This is a genomic window from Arthrobacter rhizosphaerae (assembly GCF_023062595.1).
Taxonomy (GTDB): domain Bacteria; phylum Actinomycetota; class Actinomycetes; order Actinomycetales; family Micrococcaceae; genus Arthrobacter; species Arthrobacter rhizosphaerae.
Genome location: NZ_JALLAN010000006.1, coordinates 82,172 through 104,977, shown reverse-complemented (window position 1 = coordinate 104,977; position 22,806 = coordinate 82,172). Strand labels below are relative to the sequence as shown.

Sequence of the window (22,806 nt, the reverse complement as noted above, 5' to 3'; positions counted from 1 at the left end):
CAGGGAGCGGGAAAACACAATAGGGATCCTTCCGGTTAGCGGCAGTGCTGCAGCGAAGGGCAGTGTGAGACGACGTGGTTATGGAGACCGGCTACTGAGAGCCAACTCACACTGTAAGCGCTTGCACCGACATTTTCCAGCAATTCCCCAGCAGGTGGTGCTGCCTCCTATACGTGCTGATCGACCTGGAGGCTATTGATGGTCGCAGTGCCGCCGACGGTGTATACAGCCAAGTCAGTGCTGGCGGCCGCCGGGAAAATCAATTCCGTCATGGTGACCTTGCCACCTTCGGCGAAGACCTCGACGGAGCAGCGGTCCAGGTAAATAGTCAGATGGTAACTGCCCTCTGTTGCCCTGATGGGGGCGGTGTCGAGCGATGGAAAGCACTCGTGGAAGTCGGTCAGCCCGGACGACCGGCGGTCAACGATCAGTGAGCCGTCAGCGGGCCGGATCCCGATGCGGGTTCCCTGCATTCCGTCCCCACGGACAACGAGACCGAATTCCTCTGCGCTTCCGGGCGTGAAGGTGACGTGGATTCGCTGCACCGCACCGGCGGCGCCGTCCAAGACCTGCAGGCCGGAAATGACGGTTTCGTTGAGGCTGAACGACTTGGTGGGATCGGCTGCTGCAGCCCAGTCACCGACGGGTTTCTGCACCAGGCGAAGGTCTCCACCGTTGGCGTGGAGGGATAATTCGCGGGCAAGAGTCATGGGGCTGCGCCACGGGGATGTGGGGATCTGGTTGGCGTAGTCCCAGTTATTCATCCATCCGATCATGAGACGGCGGTTCTCTGGAGCGTCGCTAAACGAAACCGCGGCATAATAGTCCCGGCCCCAGTCCAGCCACTGGTACTCGGACAGGCGGCCCTGGTGGTCTACGCCTTCGGTCACGGTGGTCTCTGAGGTGAATATGGCCCCATCGAAATCCCCCACGAAGTACTGCCCGGCCGAGCCCTTGTTAGGCCCGCCGGGGTTGAGGTTCACGGTAAGAACCCACTTCAGGTTCTCCGGGTCGCCGTTGACCGGAAGGGGAAACAGGTCAGGGCATTCCCACGGGCCGCCGGTGGCATTCGCGGGGCCGAATGTACTCAAAAGTTCCCAGTTCCTGAGGTCATCGGACTTGTAGAGGACCACCTGGAAGTCCTTGGCTTCCACGGCGACCATGACCCAGTAGCTGCCGGCGTCGCCGTCGTAACGGATGACTTTCGGGTCGCGGAACTCGGCCGAGTTTCGATTCAGCACAGGGTTGTCTGAGTGTTTGGTCCAGGTGTAACCTCCGTCCCGGCTGTAAGCCAGGGACTGGGCTTGGATCCCCTCGAGTTTCGTGCCAGGTTTGAAGGAGCTCGTGTAGATGGCCACCAAGGGCGGAGCCGAGTCTGTGCCGAATCCGCTGGTGTTGTTCCTGTCGAAGACGATGCTTCCGGAGAAGATGTCTTCCTCTTCATCGCAGGCGATTGCTACCGGGTGTTCGGTCCAGGTGAGCAGGTCTGTGGAGGTGGCGTGCCCCCAGGACATGTTTCCCCAGACGTTGTCCAGCGGGTTGTTCTGGTAGTAAAGGTGATAGACGCCCCCATGAAAGATCAGGCCGTTGGGGTCATTGAGCCAAGTGTTCCGGGCGGCGTAGTGCAGAGCCGGTCGGAAGGTGTCGGCTGTCGTGGCTGGCGCGGCAGGCATGGGGGTGACGTCTCGTTTCTGTGCAGGATGTGGCGGAGAACCCTGTGCAGGTTCCCTGGAGCGGGGTGGGCCGGTACAAATGCACCGGCCCACCCCGTTTTGTCGTACTTCTAGTCGTACTTGTAGGAATTAGGAGTTGCTCTTGTAGCGGTCGTAAGCGTGCTGGTAGACCTCCACCATCTTGTCGACCCCGATGTTCTTGAGCTGGGAGAGGTAGCCGTCCCACTCCTTGTCGATTCCACCGGAGACGATCCACTTGGCCATGTTCTGCTTGACCAGGGAGGCGGCATCCGTTTCGATGGTGCTGATCTGCTGCAGTTCCTCGTTGGACAGCGCCACGGGCGGGTAGCCGTCGTTGGCAGCGAAGGGCTTGTAGCTCTCTTCCACCGTCTTTTGGCGAGCGGCTGCCCGCGGTTCAGGGGCCACTACCTTCTTGAAGTTCTCGGCGGTGTTGGCTTTAGGTCCGCCCGGGGCGACCTTTTGGCGGCGTTCGCCTTCGCTGGTTCCGGCCTGGGCGGGGATCTGGGTCAGCAGGCCGGTAGCAGCGTCCTTCTGCAGGGTCTCGCCGATCGGTCCCCAGTTGGCCTGGGCCGACTGGACGGGGTCGTAGAGATTGTCAGCCCAGCGCATGGTGGCGGCCGGGTACTTGTTGGTCCGGGTGATGGCGAACGCGCCGCGGGCGATTTCCTGGTTGTTGGACTGGCTGACCAGGCGCTTTCCGTCCACGCCTTCGAGGGCGGGGACAAGTGCGTAGTTGTTGGCACGGTCAGTGCCGACCACCTCAGGGATTTCCCACCAGATGAACGATCCGAGGTTTTCCGTGGCTGCTTTGCCCTTGGCAAGGTAGGCCTTGTCGTCCTGGGAGAAGGACTCGGGATCGATCAGGCCTTCCTGATACCACTCGTGCAGGGTCTGGATGGCTTTTTTGTAGCCGTCCTGGGTGGGGGTATAGATGACTTTGTCGTTCTGGACGATGCGGTGGTCCATGTTGTCCGGGACGCCACCGAGGGCGGCGATCAGGTCAACGATGTCTCCGCACCAGGAGCCGGGTATGAAGCTCAGCGGTATGGTTTTGCCGGTGCCGGATGCGTCCTGTGTCTTGAATGCGAGGAGTGCGTCGTGGAATTCCTCGATGGTTTTGGGCATGGGGATGTTGAGCTTTTTCAGCCATGCTGTGTTGATGGCTATTTCGTTGGGGAACTGGACCAGTCCAAGTTCCTCAATTGAGGGCAGGGAGTAGATGTGCCCGTCGGAGGAGGTGATGGCTGCCTTGATCTCCGGGCGCTCTGAGAGCAGTTTGGAGAGGTTGGGGGCGTTCTTTTCGATGAGGCCTTCCAGTGGGATCAGGGTCCCGCTGGCTGAGTAGGTGGCTATCTCCGAGTCTGTCAGCCCGGAGTTGAAGAAGGCATCGGGCAAGTCACCGCTGGCCAGGATCAGGTTTTTCTTTTCCTTGAAGACGGCCTCGGGCAGGTTCTCCCAGTTGATGTGGATGTTGGTGTCTTTTTCCCACTGCTTCACAACGGTCATGGTGTTGTAGTCCGGGGCCAGCGGGGCCTTTGTGCCCGAGAAGGTCAAATCGAGTTGCTTGCTGACGATCGGAAATCCTGTTTCCTGGAAACCGAACTCGGCGGAGGCGTCTGCAATCTCCGTTTTGCCGGAGCCGCCGCCTGAGCAGGCGGTGAACGTCAATGTTCCGGCCAGGACGGCGCCAAGGGCGACGTATTTACGGCTCAATGCCATGGTCATTCCTATTCTGAGGTGGGATAGCTGCCGTTCCGTGGCGGGTGCCAGGGCCGGGGGTTTTTCTTAGAAAGGGTGTCGCTATTTGACGGCGCCGATCATGGCGCCCTTGGTGAAGTGCTTCTGCATGAATGGCAGGGCAATCATGAGTGGCAGGCTCGAGACGACGATCATGGCGTACTTGGTGAGCTCTGCGATCCTTTGCGCTGCCGCATAGGACTCGATGTCTCCGCCGGTGGTTCCGGTGGAGGAGACGTCTGACTGGATGAGGATGTTCCGAAGTACAAGCTGTAGCGGGTACTTGGAGTCGTCATTGAGGAAGATGAGTGCGTCGAAGAACGAGTTCCAGTGGGCTACGACGTGGACCATGATCATGAGCATGATCAATGGTTTGGACAGGGGGAGCACCATTTGGAAGAAGAATTTGAAGTCGGTTGCCCCATCCATTTGGGCGGCTTCGCGCAGTTCGTTCGGGATGGTGTGTTCGAAAAATGACCGGGCAATGATCAGATTCCAGACGCCCACCGCACCGGGCAGGACTACAGCCCACACGGTGTCCAGCATGCCCAGGTCGCGGACCACCAGATACTTGGTGATGAGTCCGCCATCGAAAAACATGGTGATGACGAACAGGAGCATCAGGATCTTCCGCCCTGGCATGTCCTTGCGTGAGAGTGCGTAGGCGCCGAAGAGGATGGTGGTTACGCTGACAGCGGTGCCGAGCACCGTGTAGATGACGGTGTTGCCCAGGCCGTTCCAGATCCGGCTGTCGGCGAAAATCCGCTCGTATCCTTCGGTGGTAATGCCGGAGGGGAACAGCCAGACTTTTCCTTCGTAGACGGCGTTCGGGTCGCTGACGGAGGCGATGACGATGAAGTACAGCGGATACACCACTGCCAGGATGGACAGCAGCAGGATGGTGATGGCTGCGATGTTGAAGACGCGGTCGCCGTATCTGTCCCGCAGGGTGAGCGGGGGACGGCGGGTGGGACTGACTGTCTGCTTCGGGCTGTCTGTTGTGCGGGGGTTGGTTGTCAGAGACATTTCGGCATCACCACAGGGTCGCTTGGTTGGCCCGGCGCGCAATCGTGTTGAAAACAAGAAGCAGCGCGAGGTTGAGGACGGAGTTGAAGAGACCGATGGCGGCCGAGTAGCTGAACTGCGCCTGCTGCAGGCCCGCGTGGTACACGTAGGTCTGGATGATTTCCGACGTCGAGAGGTTCAGCGGCGTCTGCATCAGCAGCGCCTTCTCGAAGCCGACGTTGAGCAGGTTTCCGATGGCAAGGATGAACAGAATCGTGACTACCGGCATGATGCCCGGCAGGTCGATGTGCCGGATTCGTTGCAACTTCGACGCGCCGTCGACCTTGGCCGCGTCATGCAGTGCCGGGTCGATGGCTGCGAGGGCCGCCAGGTACACGATCATCGAGAAGCCTGCGTTCTGCCAGACATCCGAGACGACGTAGATGGGCCGGAACCACTCGGCGGATCCCATAAAGAAGATCGGTTCGCCGCCGGCCAGTTGGATGGCGTTGTTTACCAGCCCGGATCGTGGGGAGAGGATCACGAACATGATGCCCACCACCACCACGGTGGAAATGAAAGCGGGCGAATACAACACGGTTTGGGTGAACTTCTTGAATCTCTCACTCTGGAGCTGGTTGACCAGCAACGCCAGGATGATCGGGATCGGGAAGGCCAACAGCAGGCCAAGAACGGCGATCCATAAGGTATTTCCGACGACTTGACCGAACTGGTAGGAGTTCACGAACCTGATGAAGTGCGTCAGCCCAACCCAGGGGCTGTCAGTGAAGCCATCAGCGGGGTTGTAATTCTTGAAGGCTATCTGAACGCCGTACATCGGCCAGTACTTGAAGACCAGAATGTAGACAACAGCGGGCGCTAGTAATACGTATAACTGCCAGGCGCGGGAAATTCTCCTCAGGCGGAGCGAAAGAGAATTTTTTCGATGCGGCAACAGCGCCGCATCGGGACGCGCACGTCTGGCCGGGATGGTACGGCTCACGGCATCTCCTTAGGATGGGTGACTGAATTGCGTTCAATCAAAGGGCACTCCATCAGCTCGACCCGGCCATCGGGTTCCGCATTTTGGAGGATCAGTTCAACCGCGCGCCGGCCCATGGCAACGAACGGTAATTCAAGGGTGGTCAGGCCCGGCCGCAGGTTTGGCGCCAGAATTGCCTGGTTGTCGAATCCGACGATCGAGACGTCGCGGGGGACTGAAAGGTGCAGGTCCGACACCGCCTGATAAGCACCCCAGGCGCCGCGATCATTGGCGCAGAATATTGCCGTTGGCGGCTTGCTGGCGGTCAGCAGTTCCATTGTGTAGTTATAGCCGTGTTCCTCGCCGCCCAGCCCAAACCGGATGAGGGCCGGGTCCGGTTCAAAGCCGGCCTCATCGAGCGCTGCCAGGTAACCTTCATGTCGACCGACGGCAGCAGGGAGCCCGCTTTCCAGGGTCTCGATGTTAATGAACGCAATCCGGGAGTGCCCTGCATCCAGGAGCCTTCGCGTAGCGGCATAGCCTCCGCGCACCTCGTCGGGTGCCACGCTGGGAAGCCTGCCGGCCCTGTCTTGCGAGTTGAGAACAACGGAGGGGACTCCGGCCAGGGCTTCCGGAACGTCCAGGTGCCGGTGATACATGGCGCCGTAGACCACTCCGGCGACCTTGTACGAGAGCATAGTGTCCAGAGATGCGGCCTCGAGTTCCTTGTCGCCACCGGTGTTGACCGTGAGCAGGAGGAGTCCGTCCTCCCATGCCCGCTGTTGTGCTCCTTCGATGATGGCGCCCGCGAATGGGGATGTGGCCACGGAGTCGCCAACAAAGCCGATCATCCCGGCCACGCCCTCCCGCAGGGTCTTGGCATGCGCATTGGTGCGGTAGCCGAGCTTGTCCACAGCATCCCGGACGCGCTTCTGGGTATCCGCGGAGAAACGTGAACCACCGGCTGAATTCAGCACCAAAGAGACCGTGGCCTGCGATACGCCGGCGGCAGCCGCAACATCATGCATGGTAGGTCCGGACTTGGGCCGCATTCCAGCCATGGACACCTCCTTGGGCCTCTAGTGATTCAGTCAGTTATTCGTATAACTTGGAGAAACTGTATCCTGCATCACAAGCAGCGTCAATGGGGTGCGGCCAGTCGGAGGATATCCGACTGGCCGCAGTGCCCAACTGGTCTGCCGATAAAAGTGTTAGATGTTCCTGCCGGGATCCACGGCCGGACCACCCTCGTTACTGGAGGTGCCCAGATTCGCGGTTTCCGGGTGGGTGCTGTGAGCCGGAATGCTGGTTTCGGTCACGGCTTCGGTGTCGGACCTGTGTCCGTCCGAATCGCCGGACTTTCCGTCCCGGTGCATGGCGGAACTGATGACTGTACCTGCACGCCGGGCTGCCTCAGTCAATTGATCAGTGACCTCGGGTGCCTTTTCCTTGACCACCTCGGTGGCTGCGGAGACTTTGTCCTGGACGGGTTTGCTGTCCCAGATACTTGCCGCCCGCGCCTTGAGTTTTTCGTAGGCGGCGCGCCCTGAGCGCGAACCGAGAACGTACCCTGCGGCCATCCCTGTTCCGAATAGAAGCTTTTTCTTCATGATGTACTCCTGCTCTGTGAGAAGGTTTTTGTACCTGGCCCCAGCGGGTGGCTGCCATCAGCCATGCTGAGCCTTAGCGAGAAAACCGGCCCCAGGACGGTTCCTGGAGCCGGTTTCAGGCCGCACCGTGTTTAGCGGTGCGAGCGCTTGGTGATCATGCCGTAGACCAGCAGTACGATAAGCGCACCACCGATGGCCAGCAGCCACGTCTGCAAGGAGAAGAACTCCTCGAGGCCGGTGCCGAAGATCATTCCACCGATCCAGCCGCCGAGGATGGCCCCGACAACACCGAGCAGCAGCGTGATGAAGATGCCACCACCCTGACGGCCGGGGAGGATTGCCTTAGCGATGGCGCCGGCAATAAGGCCCAGAATCAGAAATGCGAAAAAACCCATTTTTTTATCGTTCCTTCTTCTTCTTGAGGAGGCACCCGGGTTGCCGGGTGCGCTTCATCCTTCTCCCCAATAGTAATCATGCTTAGTATTTTTTTGCCAGTCGGTACTGCCTCAGTGGCCTTGGATATCGGAGTCCACGCCGGCGTCGGGGCCCGCATCCAACGTGGCTATAGCCTCGAAATCCTGATCGTCCAGTTCGAAATCGAAAACATCGAAATTCTCGCGGAGGCGCTGCGGATTGGCTGATTTCGGTATGGCCACAAGCCCTTGCTGAACGTGCCAACGGAGCACCACCTGTCCCGGGGTTTTGCGATATTTCTCCGAGATGCGTCCCAGCACAGGTGCGTGAAGGAGTTCGGTGCCGGCGCCCAGAGGACTGTATGCGACGGCCTGGATTCCCTTCCGGGCGTTGTAGGAGCGTTCAAAGGTCCTTGGGACCGCCGGGCTGATTTGAAGTTGATTAACGGCAGGAACGACTGTTGTTTCGCTGAGGAGGACATCAAGATGGGCAGGCTTGAAATTCGAGACTCCAATGGAGCGGACTTTTCCCTGCGCCTGAAGTTTTTCAAACGTCTTCCAGGTGGAGATGAACTCCCCGCGTCGGGGGAGCGGCCAGTGGATAAGGAGAAGGTCCACATAGTCCAGGCCCAACCGCTCCAGCGAACCGTCCAATCCTTCGACAGCACGCTCTTGTCCTTGGAATTCGCCGTCGAGTTTTGTGGTCACGAATAGCTCGGAGCGATCGATTCCGCTTCTGCGGATGCCTTCACCCACTCCCGCTTCATTGCCATACTTCACAGCAGTGTCAATGTGCCGGTAGCCGGCTTCCACTGCGGACACGACGACGTCTGCCACCTCCTCATCATTAAGCGGCCAGGTGCCGAGCCCCAGCTGTGGGATCTTGAATCCGTCATTGAGCTCAATCATGGGTGAAAGTGACATTTGAGCAGTCTTTCCTATCGGATCGTTTTTGCACACCCCCCGGTTCCGTCCGGGAGCCGGGGGTGTGCAAACAAACGTGGCTTGCTACCTGCCCAGCATCTTCAGGACCGATGAAGCGTGATGGACCAGAGTCTCGCGGGCGCTCTCTGATACCTGATCAGCCTGTTTCTGCTGCTCCAGGAAGGCCAGGAATCTTTCAATTGGTGGCCCTGGCTGCTCTCCATCGCCGCGGTTTATGGCGCCCACGGCAGGTTGGAGAATTGCTGAGAGCTGCTTTGCTACCGGCCCGCTTACGTCGCCGGATTCAATGAACCGGTCCAGTCGTGACTGGAGGTCAGCGATGCTTCCAGGAGTCCACACTGACGGCAACGGAACCTTCGTGAAGTCCATGTCGGACGCGAAATAGAACCCGGTGTAGGAGGGCTGGTTGTAGGTGGTGTTCTGCCGGGCCACTTCCGCCCGGTACTGAGCATCGTGCATCAGCGTGTAGAGCTTGTGCTGGGTGACTTCGGTGCTCAGATACATCCGGATGGCTGTACTGTCCGCCGTGCGAACCAGCATTTCCTCGCGCCAGTCACCTACAACGTCCGCCACGAGGGATGGGGTCCCCTTGGTTCCGTTGTTGGTTCGTGTGCCGACGGCGGTGAGCAGAGTCCCGCGCTTCCAGTCCACTATCGTAGGAGTCTGCTCGCCCGAGCCGTTGATGATTTGGGTGGTCATGTCTGCGGCCCACTTGATGCTCATGTTGGTGCCTGGGGTGGAGGCAGGGGAGAGCTTGTCGCCGTCGGCGGACTGCATTCCGATAGCCCAGTTTTCGATGCCCCGGACGGCGGGATCGACGTCGCCGATCATTCCACGCCCAGTGTCTTTTCCTGAGTAGGCGCCGAAAAGCACCTCACCCGTGGCGGCGTCACGCATGGCGTACCCATAGGGCGCCCAAGCGGCGCCTTCATGCACGGTGAAGATTTCCTTGCCAGGCCTGTCCGGATCGATGTCGGTGACGTGCATCGCGTCGCCGTGGCCCAACCGTGCCTGCTCCCCGGGCGCTGCGCTTCCTGGCGGGAGCTGGTCGAAGGAGCTGTACAGCACCGAGCCGTCATCGTCGATGGTCGCGGAACCGTAGACGATTTCCTGTTTGCCGTCTCCATCCACATCAGAGGCACTTAGCGAGTGGAAGCCTTGCGTGGTCAATTTGCCGTATTCCGGATCTGTGCCGTCGCGGCCGTGAGGCGAGTCGTTGAAGGGATTCGTCATAGGAGCCCAGCCGCTGTCAATGTTCCAGACTTCACTGATGGTCCGGCCGTCCCAGGTGTAGCTGGCGAGGGTGGTGCGGGTGTAGTAGCCGCGGGCAAAGACAGCGGCGGGCTTCTTGCCGTCGAGATAGGCCACGCCGGCGAGGAAGCGGTCCACCCTGTTGCCGGGCTCAATGCGGCCCATGGCGTAGTCGCCCCACATCAGGCCGTCGTCGTGGCGTTCAGGTTTGTACGGCACCGTCTGCAGTTCTTTACCCGTGGCGCCGTCAAAGACCGTCAGATATTCCGGGCCCGAAACAATAAAGCCTTCAAAGGCCCGCAAGTTGTTGCGGGAGCTGCGCGATGGAGCGTAGACGTCCATGAAGTAGTCGGTCAGGGCCTCGGCATCCTGCTGCGACAGAGGGTACTGGTACTTGGGCGTGGTCCCGAAAGCTTGCTCAAGCGTCGCCGGCCATTTTCCTGCCTTCACTTCGGGGTGTTCCGTCCAATTCTGGAACGTTTCAACCATGTGGCTGTAGTAGTCAGCAGCGCTCATGCGGTAGTCATCGGCATGCGAGTAGCCGGCCTCTTGATCCGCCGTCGGGAGGGAAATGAACTGCTCGCCCTTGACCTCCCCATCAGAGGTGTATGCGACAGTCTTGGTGCCCGGAGCTGTCTTGAACATCATCTCGGACCGGCCGTCGCCGTCGAAGTCGTTTACCAGCAGTTGGGTGTAGTGGGCGCCAGAGCGGATGTTAACGCCGAGATCGATCCGGTGAAGCAGTGTTCCGTCGGCGGTGTAGGTGTCCACGTAGGTGGGTCCTGTGTAGCCCACCTGTGAGACGTCCTTGGAATTGGAGGGGTCCCATTTGACGACGTACTCATACTGTCCGTCACCATCGACGTCGCCCACGCTCATGTCGTTGGCGGAGTACGTGTAACTCTCTCCCTTGGGTGTTAGCCCATCTGCAGGCTTCTTCAATGGCAGGTCCTTGAAGTTGCCAGCCCAGGACGTAACGTCCTCGCTGCGGTCCACTTCCTGGCCAGCGGCAACGGCTGCCACTGAGTATTTGGAGGTTGCAGTGCCGGCAGGATCAAGGAAGTTGGTGCTGTCCGTGACGGTGGCGATTTTTTGGCCGTCCCGGTACACGGCGAAGTCCGTCCCCGTCAGGCCGTTGGCGGATGCGCCGCTTGCTTCGTGGCCGAGGAGGCGCCAACTGAGGAAGACGCCTTCGGAAGTACCCGCAGCCACCAGGCCGCGGTCGAGGTAGTCCAGTTGCACTCCGGAAGTATCACGTCCGGAAGTTTCGACGGCGTTCGCCGGGACGCCGGAGCACGCCAAGGCCAAGGCGCTTGCGGCGGCGAGGACAGACAAAAACCGCTTGGATATTTTGCTCGGATTCATCAGTGAATCCTTTCAATTACGGAATGGGAAAACGCTTCCCCAGTACCGTAATGGCGCCCGCGCTGCGGGTCAAGAGTTCTGCGCTGTTAGCCCCAGCAGAGACAGAACGGGTGACCCGAGGGATCCGCGTACACCTGGAAGCCCTCAGCCGCTTCCAAATCATCCGCTGGCTTCAGCAGCCTGGCGCCCAGTGAGATGGCTTCGTCATGGGCGGCGGCAACGTCATCCACGTACAGGTCCAGATGAATCTGCTGTTGTGTCCCGTCCGGCCAGTCGGGCTGGATGTGGTTCGGCGCGAGCTGAAAGCCCAATCGCGGTTCCCCGTCGACGAAGACAGTGTGCCAATCGTCATCTGCCTCGACCGTGCCGCCGAGGAGTCCTGCCCAGAAGTCGCTCTCGGTTGTCAGGTCTGCGGTATCGAAGACGACGATCTGTCTGATGATCTTCATCGCGCCATCTTTTCACGGAAGCCAGCAAATGCAGAGGGGTTTGGGCCAGTCAGGGGCAAGCGGGCGTCTGGACCGAGCGCTCATCTGGATCAAGCGGAGCGCGGGCCCGTGCAGTCGTCGCCGGGGTCGATGGCGTGGAGGATTCGGTGGCCGATACCGGTCAGCTGGTGCTTTTGGGCCTTGGTTAAGGGGTCAATAACCAGGGAACGAACGGCCTCGACATGGCCTGGCGCGGTCTGAACCACCTTCTCCCAACCCTCCTCTGTAAGTGTGGCAAGGGTGCAGCGGCCGTCCGTGGGATCCGGGGACCGGCGCACCCAGCCACGCTTTTCCAGGCGGGCAACTACCTGGGAGAGCCGGGGGAGCGAACCTTCACAGATCGCCGCAAGATCGCTCATGCGGATGGTGCGCTCCGGAGACTCGGACAATCCGGCCATCACCTGATACTCAAAGTGGCTGAGGCCCGCATCCCGCTGCAGCTGGGAATCCAGGGCGGCCGGCAGCCTCATCATGACAGCAACCAGGGCCATCCAGGCTTGCCGCTCTTCATTGTCGAGCCAGCGTGGTTCGGGCGTCATCTCCATACGGACAAGGCTATCACTTCAAACTTTAACCATTCTCTTCGTTAAAATAACTTGCATCTTTAAGTTAATGCGTTTACCGTTCACTTAAACATTGAAGCAATTCTATTGATAGGAACCCTCATGGATATCACCCTTTGGATCATTGCGTCCGTACTTGCACTCGCCTTCCTGGCGGCGGGTGTCATGAAGTTCGTCCAGCCCAAGGAGAAACTCGCTGACTCGGGGATGGGATGGACCGACGACTTCAGCACGGGAACAATCAAAGTGATCGCCGGCCTGGAAATCCTTGCTGCTCTTGGCCTGATCCTCCCGGCAGCCCTGGGGATCGCCCCCATATTGGCGCCCCTGGCCGCGCTGGGCCTGGTGCTGATTATGGCTGGGGCCATCGTTACCCACGCACGGCGCAAGGAATCGCCGATGGTGATCGTGAACGTCGTCCTGCTGGTTCTGGCTGCTGCAGTCGCGTGGGGCCGGTTCGGCCCTTACGCTTTCGCCGCGTAGGCAACGTTCACCAAAGGTTCCGGGCTGCCCGAGGCTGAGCTCAAGTCATCGCTGGGCGACTGGCTCCCTGAGCTACCAGGCGTAGTCTTCCGGGGCAGTACGGTGCCCAGGAAATATGTCGTCGAGCCGCTTGAGCGCATCAGCGTCCAGCTTCACGTCCAAAGCCCGGAGGGCGGCGTCGAGCTGTTGCTGGGTGCGTGGGCCGACGATCGGGGACGTTACCGCAGGCTGGTGCAGGAGCCACGCGAGGGCCACGTCGCCTGGTTCGAGGCCAAGGTCGTCAGCAAGGTCCTCATACTGCTGGATCTTGTCCCGGTGTTTTGCCAAAGCCTCCGCTGCGCGGCCTTTGGTGCGACGAACGCCGTCGTTCTCCTTCTTGAGAACGCCACCGAGCAGACCGCTCTGAAGCGGAGACCAGGGAATCAGTCCCAGCCCGTAGTGCTGTGCGGCGGGAATGACTTCCAGTTCCACTGCCCGGGTGAGCAGGTTGTAGATGGATTGTTCGCTGACAAGTCCGGTGTAGTTGCGGCGGGCAGCGGCTTCCTGGGCCTGGGCAATATGCCAGCCGGCGAAATTGCTGCTGCCGGCATACAGGATCTTGCCCTGCTGGACTGCGACTTCCATAGCCTGCCAGATTTCGTCCCACGGAGTGTCCCGATCGACGTGATGGAACTGGTAAATGTCGATGTAGTCGGTCTGGAGCCGCTTGAGGCTCGCGTCAAGGGCCCGGCGGATATTCAGTGCGGACAGCCTGGATTCGTTAGGGCGGTTGGTCATTGTTCCGTAGAGCTTAGTAGCCAGCACCGTCCTTTCACGCCGCTCGCCGTCCTGAGCGAACCAGCGGCCGATGATCTCCTCCGTCCAGCCCCGATGCTCAGCCCCTCCGTAGACGTTCGCGGTGTCGAAGAAATTGATGCCGGAGTCAAGGGCCGAGTCCATGATGGCGCGGGAATCAGCTTCTTCGGTCTGCGGTCCGAAGTTCATGGTTCCCAGGCACAGGCGCGATACTTTCAGGCCTGAACGGCCAAGGTGCGTGTACTGCATGGTCAGTTCCTTACATTTGGGAGAAGGCCGCGACGGCGGGATCGGACCCGATGCGTGCCCCTGACTCCAAGGCGGTAACGGATTCCATTTCCGCCCGCGTGAGCGGGATGGACGTGGCGCCCAGGTTTTCCCGCATCCTCGCCGAGTTTGCGGACTTCGGGATGACGATGGTGCCCTGGGCGAGATGCCACGCAAGGACGATCTGGGCGGGAGTCGCCCCATGCCTGGCGGCCAGTTCCACTACCACCGGGGCTTCAAGGTCCGTTCCCTGGCCCAAAGGGCTGTAGGCCTCGATGGCGATCCCCAGAGAGCTGCACTTGGCTGCCAGATCCCGCTGCTGGTATGTGGGATGGAGTTCGATCTGGTTGAGGGCGGGAACAACCTCGGTCTGGGCAAGGAGGATGTCAATGTGCTGCGACAGGAAGTTGGAGATGCCAATGGCTCGCGCCTGGTTGTTGGCATAAATCTTCTCCATGGCTTGCCACGCATTGACGAAGAGTCCCTGGGACGGAACCGGCCAGTGGATGAGGTAGAGGTCCACGTATTCGAGGCCAAGTGCGCGGAGGCTGTTGTGGAACGCTTCGAGGGCTTGCCCCTGCTCCCCGTTGCGAAGCTTTGTGGTGATAAACAGGTCTTCCCGCCGGATTCCCGAGGATGCGATCGCGGCACCGACGCCGGCCTCGTTGCGGTAAGCGGCAGCCGTATCTATGTGGCGGTAACCCGCTTCCAGCGCGTCCTCCACGACGCGTTGCGTCTCTTCAGGCGGGACCTGGAACACCCCAAACCCAAGTTGCGGGATCATGACTCCGTTATTGAGGGCGATGTCCGGAACGCGGATTTCTCCGATGTCGCTGGTCTGCGGGCTCTTTGGAGATTCTGACACTGTTGGGCTCTTTCCGGTCGACGGCGGTCTGAGAAAGCGTTTTCGCTCACGCTCTGTATCGAGCCTAAGCATTTTCAGCCGTCCTGTCAGCAGGATCTGGCCCGCAAACATGTCGTTTAACATGTTTGCGGGCCCGGTTCTCTTTCCCACCCTTCTTCAGTCCAATGACCGGAGCGGGAGCAATTATCCGGCCGTCGCCAGCACCTTTGACCGCCGTGCCGGGGCAGCAGCGATAGCGAGGGCGGCGATGGCAACAACACCGCTCAGGATCAGGCCCGGGCGGTACTGCGCCAGCATTTCGGCGGCACTGGGTTGCACTTGGGCCCCATGCCCGCTGATAACGGCTGTGGTGACGGCCAGTACAAGCGCCGCACCAACCTGGGTGCTGGTCTGGATCAGTCCGGCAGCGAGCCCTTGCTCGGAGTTGCGGATGCCCGCCGTCGCCTGGACGTTGATGGAGGGGAATGCCAAGGCAAAACCGACGCCAAGCAGAAGGATGGATGGAAGGATGTCGATCACATAGTTAGGTGTGGTTCCGACGCGCAGGAACAGGATGTAGCCCAGTGTCAGCGCAGCAAGGCCAACCACAATCAGCCGTGGAGCGCCGAACCTGTCAATGAATTTGTCAGCAAACGGCGCCGTGGCCACTACCAGCAGCCCGGCGGGCAAGAGCGCCAGTGCCATGCTCAACGGGCTCCAGCCGAGGACCGACTGCAGGAACAGGGTCACGATGAACTGGAAGCTGAGGTAGGAGCCGAAGAGGCCCACAGCACTCAGGTTGGCACGGGCCACCCACCCTTCCTTCAGAATGCTGAAGCGGATGAGGGGGTGCGGCACTCTCTTTTCGATCACGGCGAAGGCTGCCAGTATTGCGGCGGAGATTGCGAACCCGGCGATAGTTGCCACAGATCCCCATCCCCGTTCCGGTGCCGAGACCAGCGTGTACACAAGGCCCAGCATGCCCAGGGCCAGGGTCACCGCGCCCCAGATGTCGTGGCCGCTGTCCTGTTCCTGATCTGCCGGGTTGTCCTTCGGGATGAATTTGAGGCCCAGGAGAACGACGGCGATGGCGACCGGTACCGAGACCAGGAAGGTCCAGCGCCAGCTCATGGTGGTCATCAGACCGCCTACCACCAAGCCCAGGGAGAAACCGCTGGCGCCGAACGTCGAGAAGATGGACAGCGCCCGGTTACGCTCCCGTCCCTCGGCGAAGTTGGTGGTGATGATGGAAAAACCGGTGGGTGCTGTGAAGGCCGCGGCCAGTCCCTTGATGAAGCGGGTTGCGATGAGCAGGGTGGGATCATCCACGAGTCCGCCCAGCAGTGAGGCTGCGGCGAAGACCGTGAGGGCAATGAGGAAGATACGACGGCGGCCCAACAGGTCCGCCAACCTTCCGCCCAGGAGCAGGAGGCTCCCGTAACCGAGCACATACGCCGAGACGATCCACTGCAGGGAGTCGGTACCGAGGTTGAGTTCCTGGCCAATTGAGGGCAATGCGACGCCAACCATTGAGACGTCCAGGCCATCCAGTGCAAGAACCGTGCAGAGAACCAAAAGCAGCATCCATTGGGCGCGGTTCCAGCGGACGGGTGCGTGCTGTTCTCCAGCTGATCTTTCAAGAGTGGAAAGTGAAGTCATAACGGTCAATCTATATGACGTGTCATCTAATGACAAGGAATATTATGACGTGGACATTATTTTCCGGATCTACTAGAATGGCGCCATGGAAATGGCACAGGATCGTGAGCTGGTGGAGCAATGGCGCAGCATTCAGAGCGCCTACTTCCGCACTGCCGGAGCCATCGACCGTGAGCTTGAGGCGAGGTTCAACATCGGGCTCAATGAGTTCGAGATCCTGGACCTGGTTGCCGATAACGCTGATGCCTGCCGTATGAAGCAGTTGGGGCAGCGGACGCCCATGACCCAAAGCGCGTTGTCCAAGGTGGTTGACCGCCTGCAGAAAGCCGGGTTGATAACCCGTCAGTCGTGCGAGGATGACAGGCGGTCCCTGTTCCTGGAACTTACCGATGCCGGCCGTGCCTTGCACGCGGATGCCGCCGTGGCTCACCGGACCTTGCTCCAGGAGAACCTGAGTCAGACCGGTTAACGAAGCAGCCCCCGCAGTTTTGTCTCCGCGGGGGCTGGTTTTTGTGGCCGGTGAATTTTTGTGGCCGGTGAATACCGGGAGCTGCCTAGCGCTCCAGACGGAATCCGAGCTTGATGGTCACTTGCCAATCGGCAACGACGCCGTTTTCGAGGTGGCCCCTGATTTCTTTGACCTCAAACCAGTCCATGTTGCGCAGTGTCTTGGCGGCCTCAGCGAGGCCGTTGCGAACGGCATCATCGACGCCTTCAGTGGATGTTCCGACAATTTCAGAAATGCTATAGGTGTGGTTAGGCAACGTAGCTCCTCGTGATCCTCGTCGATACCCGGGCCGGCCGGGCCGTCTCTGCAGAGTATCGGACGGAGCCGAGTCCAGCTAGGCCTAGGCGGGGCTTACCTGGGCCTCGAGTACGTAGGTTTTCAGATCGTTGAGGGTTTGCTCCATGTGGGCATCCATCGCGTGCCTCGACTTCATGGGGTCGCGGGTCTCGAGAGCGTTGGCGATGTTCTGATGATGGTCGATTGCGTGCGCCTGGATCTCAGGTACGCGCGACGTCTGCGTCCGGCGCTTTTGGAGCACACGGTGCAGGGGTTCAAACAGCACGGCCACGAAGACGTTCTCCGAGGCGTGCAGAATCAGGTCGTGGAAGGCAAGATCGGCTTCAACGAAGGCCGCGACATCGTTGATCTTGTGGGCGGCGCGCATGGCGGCAACATGGCCTTGCAGGGTTTGGACGTCGACATCGCTGATGCGCATGGCCGCCAGTTCACAGGCTCCGGATTCGAGCATCCGGCGAAGCTCGATCAGCTGCACGGCGGCTGCGGCGTCATCCACGCCTTCTGAGGCGGCGCGCAACACGGCCTCCAGGGAGGACCAGCGGGTCAAGGGATTCACGAACGTCCCCCTCCCGCGTTCCACGCTGAGGATCCGCTGGGCTTCCAGAGTCTTCATGGCTTCGCGTACCGTCATCCGGCTCACTTCATGCTTCGCGCTGAGCTCGAGCTCCCCGGGCACGCTGGTGCCTGGCGGGAACTCGCCGGCGATAATCCGGTCCAGAAGCTCGTCTGCCACCATCTCGACGAGTGATTTCCGTGCCATGTTGCCCCCTTGCGGCCTTTCCCAACGTATTGGTCAAGCCTACTTGCGTCTTTTGTGTGCCTTATGCCACACTATCAGCAGATGCAAGATGTCTGACATCTTACAAATGTCCTAACAGTAGCGATTACTCACACAATGGAGTGCAAAGTGCCCCTTGAAGCAGATGTGCTGGCCGCCTACCCGGCAGAGGTCCAGATTCCCGCTCAGCTGGTTGCCGAAGCTGTGGCGGCTTCCGCGGCTATCACTCCGCAGGTGCTGGTGGTGCTCGACGACGATCCGACCGGCACGCAATCGGTGTCGGACCTGCCCGTGCTGACCCGGTGGGATGCCCCCGATTTCACCTGGGCTTTCGCCCAGGGCAAGCCCGCCGTCTACGTCCTCACCAACACCCGCAGCCTGGACCCCGCCGAAGCTGCCGCACGGAACGAAGAGATTGTCCGCAACGCCCTCCTCGCGGCGGATGAGAGCGAATTCCCCCTTCGCGTGGGCTTCGTCAGCCGCGGAGATTCCACCCTCCGCGGACATTTCCCCTTGGAGCCCGATACCATCGCCGCGACGCTCGCAGCGGCCAGCGGCGAGGTTACCGACGGCGTCGTTATTGTCCCGGCTTTCCCGGACGCAGGCCGCGTGACCATCGGCGGAGTTCATTACATGCGCGGCACCGGCTCCGAGGCAGGGCAACTGACGCCGGTATCTGAGACCGAGTTCGCCAAGGACGCCAGCTTTGGATTCGCCAACTCCGAGCTCGCCGAGTACGTCGCCGAGAAGTCGCAGGGCCGCTACCCGGCCGGCTCCGTTATTGTCCTTGACCTGAATATCATCAGGGCCGCCGGCCCGGACGGCGATCCCCAGGTCTCGGCAAAGGCCATCGCCGACGCGATCGCGCCCGCCAGCGGATCGACGCAGATTGTGGCGGACATCGTGACTGAAAATGACCTCCGCGCACTGGCCTTGGGCCTGGAAGAAGCCGAACGCCGCGGCAAGAAGCTCCTTTACCGGGTGGGCCCGCCCTTCGTGCGTGCCCGGATCGGGCAGGAGATCCGCAGCGAACTCAGCGGTGAAGAGGCGTACGCAGGCAACACCCCATCACTTGCCGGTGGACTGATCATTGTCGGCTCGCACGTCGGCGTCACCACCCGCCAGCTCAAGGTCCTCACCGACCAGCACAGCTCGGCAAAGATCGTGGAGGTCGACGTCGAAAGGCTCCTTGGGGAAGAAGCCGAGACCTACCTTGACGCCACCGTGAGGGAGGTAGTGGGAGCACTCCGCCAGGGCGACGTCATTGTCCACACGAGCCGCCTGCTCATCAAGACGGACGACGCCGCCGACAGCCTGAGGATCGCACGGACAGTTTCCGCCGCTGTCGTAGCTCTCGTGAACCGGACCCTGAAAACCTTCCCGCCGCGCTTCGTGATCGCCAAGGGCGGCATCACTTCCTCCGACGTCGCCGCGCACGGGCTGGAAATCCGCCACGCAATTGTCCGCGGCCCCATGCTCCCCGGCATCGTCAGCCTTTGGGAGCCAGTGGACGGACCCGCCAAGGGCATCCCGTACATCGTCTTTGCCGGCAACGTCGGCGATGACCAGTCCCTGGCCCAGGTCACCCGCAAACTCAGCACCACCTTTTAGTCCGCACCTGCCCACCTGCACCCTGCACCTCAGTCAGCAGTAACGAATTCAACGGAGAACATCATGAGCGACAACTACACCGTCACCGTCCTTGGCCTCGGAGCCATGGGCTTGCCGATGGCCACGCGCCTCGCATCAGAACTGACCGTCCACGGCTTCGACATCGCGGAGGCACGCCTGCAGCTGGCTTCCGAGGCCGGCGTCCACACGTTCGCATCGGCCAAGGAAGCTGCACAGGAAACCGACGCCCTGCTGCTCGCAGTCCGCAATGGCGAGCAGCTCAATGACGTTCTCTTCGGGGAGAACGGCGTGGCCTCCGTGCTGAAGCCGGGCGCCGTCGTGATCCTGACCAGCACTGTCGGCACCGAAGCGATCCCCGCGACCGTCGAGCGGCTGGCCGGATTCGGCGTCGCGCTGGTGGATGCGCCCCTCTCCGGCGGCCCCAAGCGCGCCGGCGAAGGTGATCTGCTGATCGTTGTGGGCGCCGACCCCGCAGCCTACGAAGCCGCCCGCCCGGTCCTGGAACTCCTCGCCTCAACCCTCACCGTTGTGGGCGACAAGCCCGGTGACGGCCAAGCCCTCAAGACCGTCAACCAGCTGCTCTGCGGAGTACACATCGCAGCGGCGGCTGAGGCAATGGCCCTCGCCGACGCCCTTGGCCTGGATCAGGCCAAGACCCTGGCGGCGCTCGAGGCGGGGGCAGCAGGTTCCTTTATGCTTTCCAACCGCGGCCCCCGCATCCTCGAGGCCTACACCGAGGAAGGCGCCGAAGTGCTGAGCCGCCTGGACATCTTCGTCAAGGACATGGGCATCGTAGGCAAGGCCACCCGAGCCGCCGGACTCGCCGCTCCCGTGGCTGCCGCCGCCGAGCAGCTGTACCTGCTGGGCCAGGCCCAGGGCCTCGCCGCCGCCGACGATTCGGCTGTCATCAAAGTTGTCGCGCCCACCAAGCGCACTGCCTAGGACCAAGACCCAAAAGTCCTGACCCACTAAGACCAGGCGACGGCGGTCCCCCCTCCGCCGTCGCCGTTCCACCCATCAGCACGTCCCCGTATCCCCACCGCCGGTCTGGAAGTAGGCTGGCTTGTCAAAGGAGACACCCCAATGAATCCCCTGTTAACCAACCTGATGGTGAAGGCAGCTGAAGCTCCCGTCATCAAGCCGGCCGTGGAGCTGGGAACTCCGTTGCTGTTGACCATTGCCGCTTTGGGCATTGCCCTTCTGCTGGTGATGATCATCCGCTTCAAGATCCAGGCCTTCGTGGCCTTGCTGACCGTCAGCATCATCGTCGCGGTCGCTGCGCAGATCCCCCTGAAGGACGTTTTCACCGTTGTGGCAAACGGCGTCGGTGGCACTATGGGCAAAGTTGCACTGCTCATTGCCCTGGGTGCTGTTCTCGGCAGGATGATCGAGGTCTCCGGCGGTGTCCAGTCACTCGCCGTGCACTTTACCCAGAAGCTTGGCCCCAAGCGCGTTGCCATTGCACTGACTGCCGTTGGCTTCCTTGTGGCCATTCCGGTCTTCTTCGAAGTGGGCGTCATCGTCCTGGTGCCGATCGTCTACGCTTTCGCAAAGATCGCCAACGTGCACCCGATCAAGTTCGGCCTGCCCATGGCCGGAATCATGCTCGCCATCCACGTCGCGGTGCCACCCCACCCGGGTATTGTTGCCGGCGCCGGCGTCCTTGGCGCAGACATCGGACTCATCGCGCTGTTCTCCCTGATTATCTGCATCCCGCTCGGCTTCCTTTCCTACTGGGTTGCCAGCATCATGAACCGCAAGGAATACGAACTCCTGCCCTCCGTCAAGGCTCAGGTGGAAGAGTTCGGCTCTGACTCCCTGGTTCGCGCTGGCCATGACGGTCCGGGTGCCCTTGCAATCGCCCCTCCCCGTCCCGCCCTCATCATTTTCCTCATCGCAGCGCCTATCGTGCAGATTCTTGTGGGCACCACCGGCACACTGCTCATCCCCAAGGACAACAGCTGGTACGGACTCGCCGCCTTCATCGGTAACCCGTTCTTCGCCCTCCTGGTTGCCGTTGCCTTCTCGTTCTTCCTTCTTGCCGTCCGCCGTCAGTGGTCGCTCAAGGAAACCGGCGAAATCTTCGAAGGGGCCCTTCCTCCGATCGCTTCCATCCTGATGGTTGTCGCGGCCGGCGGCGTCTTCGGCGAGGTGCTGCGGGCGTCAGGCATCGGAGCAGCGTTGTCCCAGACTCTGGACAGCCTCGGCCTGCCGCTTATTGGGCTGGCCTTCGTGATCTCCCTGGCCCTGCGTGCTGCTCAGGGCTCCGCCACCGTTGCAATCGTCACCACCACAGGACTTCTCACTGCCGCTGTGACCGAGGGGGGCTACACTCCGGCCCAGATCGCCGTGCTGGTCATCGCCATCGGCTTCGGTTCACTGGGCCTCTCCCACGTCACCGACGCCGGTTTCTGGACAGTGGTCCGTTACTACGGACTCACCGTTTCCGACGGCCTTAAGACCTGGACCGTCCTGACCACCATCCTTGGCCTGGCCGGTTTCATCCTGACCTTTATTGCCTGGATCCTGGTGGGAGGTCTTAGCGTCTGATGCGCACTCGACTTGATCACCTGGTTGTTTCAGCGCTTCAGAAGGGCGCGGCAATTCCCGCCTTTACCTGCTATGACTTCACCACCGCACTGGCAGTGGTGGCCGCGGCCGAGGACGCAGGACGCGGAACCATTCTGCTGGTGGCACCCAAGACCGGTGCCACTCTGGGCGGCCTGCGGCTGATCTCGGCGCTGCGAGGTGTTGCTGACTCCGCTGAAGTACCGGTGGCCGTCCAGCTGGATCATGCCACGGACATCCAGGTGATCGTCGACGCCGTCAACGCGGGGGCGGATTCCGTCCTCGTGGACGGATCAGCCCTCCCTTACGAGGACAACATTGCGCTGGTCAGGGAGGTCCGGGCAATCCTGGATGCCCAGGGCCGCACTGAGGTTGTCATTGAAGCCGAACTTGGCGGACTCGCGGGGGATGAGGACAGAGCTTTCGGAGTCGAAGACTCATCCGCTGCAAACGCGCTGGCCGGGCTCACGGATTCCGCCCAGGTGGAGGACTTCGTGACCCGCACGGGAGCCCAGCTCCTGGCCGTCGCCGTCGGCAACGTCCACGGAAAGTACACCGGCGAACCGGAACTGCGGTGGGATGTACTGCAGGACATAGCCGTACGGACCCATATACCGCTCGTGCTGCACGGGGCGTCCGGCATTCCCGCTGAGGAGCTGGTGAAGGCGTCCGCCATGAACGTGGGCAAGGTCAATTTCAACACCGAGCTTCGCACCGGGGTGCTTGCCACCCTCGAAGCCAACACCAGTGGCTATCGGGCGGATGGAGAGAACCTCCAGGGCCTGCTAAGGCTGTGGAACCAGTCAGCCAAGCACTTCGCTGCCGGAGCGCTGGCAACGCTGACACGCTGAAATCCGCCTCGCCGGCAGACCGCCGGATTCAAAGGCGGACAAACAAATAAGGAAGGGAGGCTAGGATCAGC

The 22,806-nt window shown here is 61.1% G+C and carries 22 protein-coding genes; 6 read left to right on the top strand and 16 right to left on the bottom strand.

Features of this window, described 5'->3' with window-relative positions:
- Positions 1–167 precede the first annotated feature (167 nt).
- The 11 genes from MU551_RS10175 to MU551_RS10125 form a co-directional block, all read right to left on the bottom strand.
- Positions 168–1,673, bottom strand: coding sequence for a glycoside hydrolase family 32 protein (locus tag MU551_RS10175; protein ID WP_247043532.1), 1,506 nt, complete (start codon positions 1,671–1,673; stop codon positions 168–170).
- 129 nt (positions 1,674–1,802) lie between these two features.
- Entirely contained in the window at positions 1,803–3,413 is a 1,611-nt protein-coding gene (locus MU551_RS10170) for an ABC transporter substrate-binding protein (RefSeq protein WP_247043530.1), read from the bottom strand.
- An 81-nt stretch (positions 3,414–3,494) separates the two neighbouring features.
- On the bottom strand, positions 3,495–4,457 hold the full coding sequence (locus MU551_RS10165; protein WP_247043523.1) for a carbohydrate ABC transporter permease: 963 nt from the start codon (positions 4,455–4,457) through the stop codon (positions 3,495–3,497).
- A 7-nt stretch (positions 4,458–4,464) separates the two neighbouring features.
- On the bottom strand, positions 4,465–5,439 hold the full coding sequence (locus MU551_RS10160; RefSeq protein ID WP_247043520.1) for an ABC transporter permease: 975 nt from the start codon (positions 5,437–5,439) through the stop codon (positions 4,465–4,467).
- On the bottom strand, positions 5,436–6,479 hold the full coding sequence (locus tag MU551_RS10155) for a LacI family DNA-binding transcriptional regulator (RefSeq protein WP_247043518.1): 1,044 nt from the start codon (positions 6,477–6,479) through the stop codon (positions 5,436–5,438). The genes MU551_RS10160 and MU551_RS10155 overlap by 4 nt, the downstream gene beginning before the upstream one ends.
- A gap of 150 nt (positions 6,480–6,629) precedes the next feature.
- Positions 6,630–7,028, bottom strand: coding sequence for a YtxH domain-containing protein (locus MU551_RS10150; protein ID WP_247043516.1), 399 nt, complete (start codon positions 7,026–7,028; stop codon positions 6,630–6,632).
- A 131-nt stretch (positions 7,029–7,159) separates the two neighbouring features.
- A complete protein-coding gene (locus tag MU551_RS10145) occupies positions 7,160–7,423 on the bottom strand; it encodes a GlsB/YeaQ/YmgE family stress response membrane protein (protein ID WP_247043513.1) in 264 nt (87 codons plus the stop codon).
- A gap of 111 nt (positions 7,424–7,534) precedes the next feature.
- A complete protein-coding gene (locus MU551_RS10140; RefSeq protein ID WP_247043512.1) occupies positions 7,535–8,365 on the bottom strand; it encodes an aldo/keto reductase in 831 nt (276 codons plus the stop codon).
- Positions 8,366–8,449: 84 nt separating this feature from the next.
- Positions 8,450–11,002 carry a rhamnogalacturonan lyase gene (locus MU551_RS10135; RefSeq protein ID WP_247043509.1) on the bottom strand — a complete coding sequence of 851 codons (2,553 nt, stop codon included), beginning with the start codon at positions 11,000–11,002 and terminating at the stop codon, positions 8,450–8,452.
- A gap of 86 nt (positions 11,003–11,088) precedes the next feature.
- Positions 11,089–11,451, bottom strand: coding sequence for a VOC family protein (locus tag MU551_RS10130; protein WP_247043507.1), 363 nt, complete (start codon positions 11,449–11,451; stop codon positions 11,089–11,091).
- Between the two features lie 89 nt (positions 11,452–11,540).
- A complete protein-coding gene (locus MU551_RS10125; RefSeq protein WP_247043505.1) occupies positions 11,541–12,035 on the bottom strand; it encodes a MarR family winged helix-turn-helix transcriptional regulator in 495 nt (164 codons plus the stop codon).
- 120 nt (positions 12,036–12,155) lie between these two features.
- On the opposite strand from MU551_RS10125, the gene MU551_RS10120 reads away from it, so the two are divergent.
- Positions 12,156–12,536, top strand: a complete 381-nt coding sequence (locus MU551_RS10120; RefSeq protein ID WP_247043492.1) for a DoxX family protein — start codon at positions 12,156–12,158, stop codon at positions 12,534–12,536.
- 72 nt (positions 12,537–12,608) lie between these two features.
- Here the strand turns inward: MU551_RS10120 and MU551_RS10115 are convergent, their stop codons facing one another.
- From MU551_RS10115 to MU551_RS10105, 3 genes are all read right to left on the bottom strand, one after another.
- Positions 12,609–13,580: an aldo/keto reductase gene (locus tag MU551_RS10115; protein WP_247043490.1), complete on the bottom strand. Its 972-nt coding sequence runs from the start codon at positions 13,578–13,580 to the stop codon at positions 12,609–12,611.
- A 10-nt stretch (positions 13,581–13,590) separates the two neighbouring features.
- Positions 13,591–14,382: an aldo/keto reductase gene (locus tag MU551_RS10110; RefSeq protein WP_247044039.1), complete on the bottom strand. Its 792-nt coding sequence runs from the start codon at positions 14,380–14,382 to the stop codon at positions 13,591–13,593.
- Positions 14,383–14,646: 264 nt separating this feature from the next.
- The gene (locus MU551_RS10105) at positions 14,647–16,101 is read right to left on the bottom strand and encodes an MFS transporter (RefSeq protein ID WP_247043483.1); all 1,455 of its coding nucleotides are present in this window, start codon (positions 16,099–16,101) and stop codon (positions 14,647–14,649) included.
- A gap of 85 nt (positions 16,102–16,186) precedes the next feature.
- On the opposite strand from MU551_RS10105, the gene MU551_RS10100 reads away from it, so the two are divergent.
- Positions 16,187–16,570 (top strand): MarR family winged helix-turn-helix transcriptional regulator, encoded by a 384-nt coding sequence (locus MU551_RS10100; RefSeq protein ID WP_247043481.1) that lies wholly within the window; start codon positions 16,187–16,189, stop codon positions 16,568–16,570.
- An 85-nt stretch (positions 16,571–16,655) separates the two neighbouring features.
- Here MU551_RS10100 and MU551_RS10095 read toward each other — a convergent pair whose 3' ends face one another.
- Complete coding sequence (locus tag MU551_RS10095; protein WP_247043473.1) at positions 16,656–16,865, bottom strand: dodecin; 210 nt, start codon at positions 16,863–16,865, stop codon at positions 16,656–16,658.
- A gap of 84 nt (positions 16,866–16,949) precedes the next feature.
- A complete protein-coding gene (locus MU551_RS10090; RefSeq protein ID WP_247043472.1) occupies positions 16,950–17,666 on the bottom strand; it encodes a FadR/GntR family transcriptional regulator in 717 nt (238 codons plus the stop codon).
- 147 nt (positions 17,667–17,813) lie between these two features.
- Between MU551_RS10090 and MU551_RS10085 the strand changes: the two genes are divergently transcribed.
- The 4 genes from MU551_RS10085 to MU551_RS10070 all read left to right on the top strand — a co-directional run bounded on the left by MU551_RS10085 (position 17,814) and on the right by MU551_RS10070 (position 22,735).
- Positions 17,814–19,295 carry a four-carbon acid sugar kinase family protein gene (locus tag MU551_RS10085; protein ID WP_247043470.1) on the top strand — a complete coding sequence of 494 codons (1,482 nt, stop codon included), beginning with the start codon at positions 17,814–17,816 and terminating at the stop codon, positions 19,293–19,295.
- Between the two features lie 63 nt (positions 19,296–19,358).
- Positions 19,359–20,258 carry an NAD(P)-dependent oxidoreductase gene (locus MU551_RS10080; RefSeq protein ID WP_247043447.1) on the top strand — a complete coding sequence of 300 codons (900 nt, stop codon included), beginning with the start codon at positions 19,359–19,361 and terminating at the stop codon, positions 20,256–20,258.
- A gap of 141 nt (positions 20,259–20,399) precedes the next feature.
- Positions 20,400–21,866, top strand: coding sequence for a GntP family transporter (locus tag MU551_RS10075; RefSeq protein ID WP_247043444.1), 1,467 nt, complete (start codon positions 20,400–20,402; stop codon positions 21,864–21,866).
- Complete coding sequence (locus tag MU551_RS10070; RefSeq protein WP_247043442.1) at positions 21,866–22,735, top strand: class II fructose-bisphosphate aldolase; 870 nt, start codon at positions 21,866–21,868, stop codon at positions 22,733–22,735. The genes MU551_RS10075 and MU551_RS10070 overlap by 1 nt, the downstream gene beginning before the upstream one ends.
- Positions 22,736–22,806: the final 71 nt, after the last annotated feature.